The sequence below is a fragment of the Pseudomonas sp. HMWF006 genome, from assembly GCF_003061205.1.
Classification (GTDB): Bacteria; Pseudomonadota; Gammaproteobacteria; order Pseudomonadales; family Pseudomonadaceae; genus Aquipseudomonas; species Aquipseudomonas monsensis.
On sequence record NZ_QAIU01000599.1, the window covers coordinates 1 to 1,032 of the forward strand.

At 62.2% G+C, this 1,032-nt stretch carries 2 protein-coding genes; both read left to right on the forward strand.

Annotation, left to right across the window (positions count from 1 at the left end; translation table 11 throughout):
• Positions 1-374: 374 nt before the first annotated feature.
• Complete coding sequence (locus tag DBR24_RS27785) at positions 375-596, forward strand: hypothetical protein (RefSeq protein WP_128616307.1); 222 nt, start codon at positions 375-377, stop codon at positions 594-596.
• Positions 581-1,032: trimeric intracellular cation channel family protein (locus DBR24_RS34135; protein ID WP_256591915.1), on the forward strand; the 452-nt coding region annotated here is incomplete at its 3' end. The genes DBR24_RS27785 and DBR24_RS34135, both read left to right, overlap by 16 nt.

A 1,032-nucleotide genomic window follows, 5' to 3' on the forward strand; every position in this document is an offset into this window, starting at 1 on the left:
CCTCTAACTGAATGCACTCAAACCAACTGTGGGAGCTGGCTTGCCAGCGATGGCGGCCTGACAGCCGACCATGCTCTAACGGAACGCACCCAATCCAACTGTGGGAGCTGGCTTGCCAGCGAAGGCGGCCTGATAACCGACCATGCTCTAACGGAACGTACCCAATCCAACTGTAGGAGCCAGCCTGCTGGCGATGGCGGCCTGACAGCCGACCAGGCTTCGGCTGTGCCGAAAAGCAAAATCGACAGCCAGGCATGTCTTCGGTGGCGGGTTTACTGGCGGTTACAGGGGGCTCGGCTATAAAGAATGAGTGGTCAGGTCTTCCGTGTTCGGTTGTGCGCGGGAGTGGGTCTCCCTTTATCGCGGGTCGTCCTATGAACAATCTTGGGAAACGCGTGTGTTCGCCGCTGTCGCTGGTTTTTTCCGTAGCGTTGCTGGCCGGTTGTGCCAGTCCACCGCCACCTCCACCGGCCGCGCCGCCTCCGCCGCCGGTACGCACCTGTCAGGTGCTTGAGAACACTCAAGTGGCCGGCGACATGTATGTCGACGGGCAAACCACTCGTCACATCACCACGACCCGTTGCGTCACTCAATAGCGCCGGCGGGGCGCAAGTCTCGGGTTGAGCGGATTGTGCTGGTGGCCGACCTGGCCGGTACGGCGGTGTTTGCTGTCGAGGGTGCGATTGCGGCAATGCACAGTCAGCTCGATTTGCTCGGGGTGATGGTGATTGCGTTTATTGTCGCGCTTGGCGGCGGGGTGACCCGTGACGTGCTGATCGGTGCCACGCCGCCCAACGCCGTGGCCGACTGGCGTTATCCGGCGCTGGCGTTTTTCATGGGCGGGCTGGCGTTTGTCTGTCATGAGCAGGTGTTGGGCTGGTCCGGTTCAACCCTGATCGTACTGGACGCGGCGGGGCTGGCGCTGTTTGCCGTGGCCGGGGCGCAGAAGGCGTTGAATTTCGGGATCACGCCGTTTGTGGCGATGCTGATGGGCACGATCACCGGCGTCGGTGGCGGGGTGATTCGCGACAT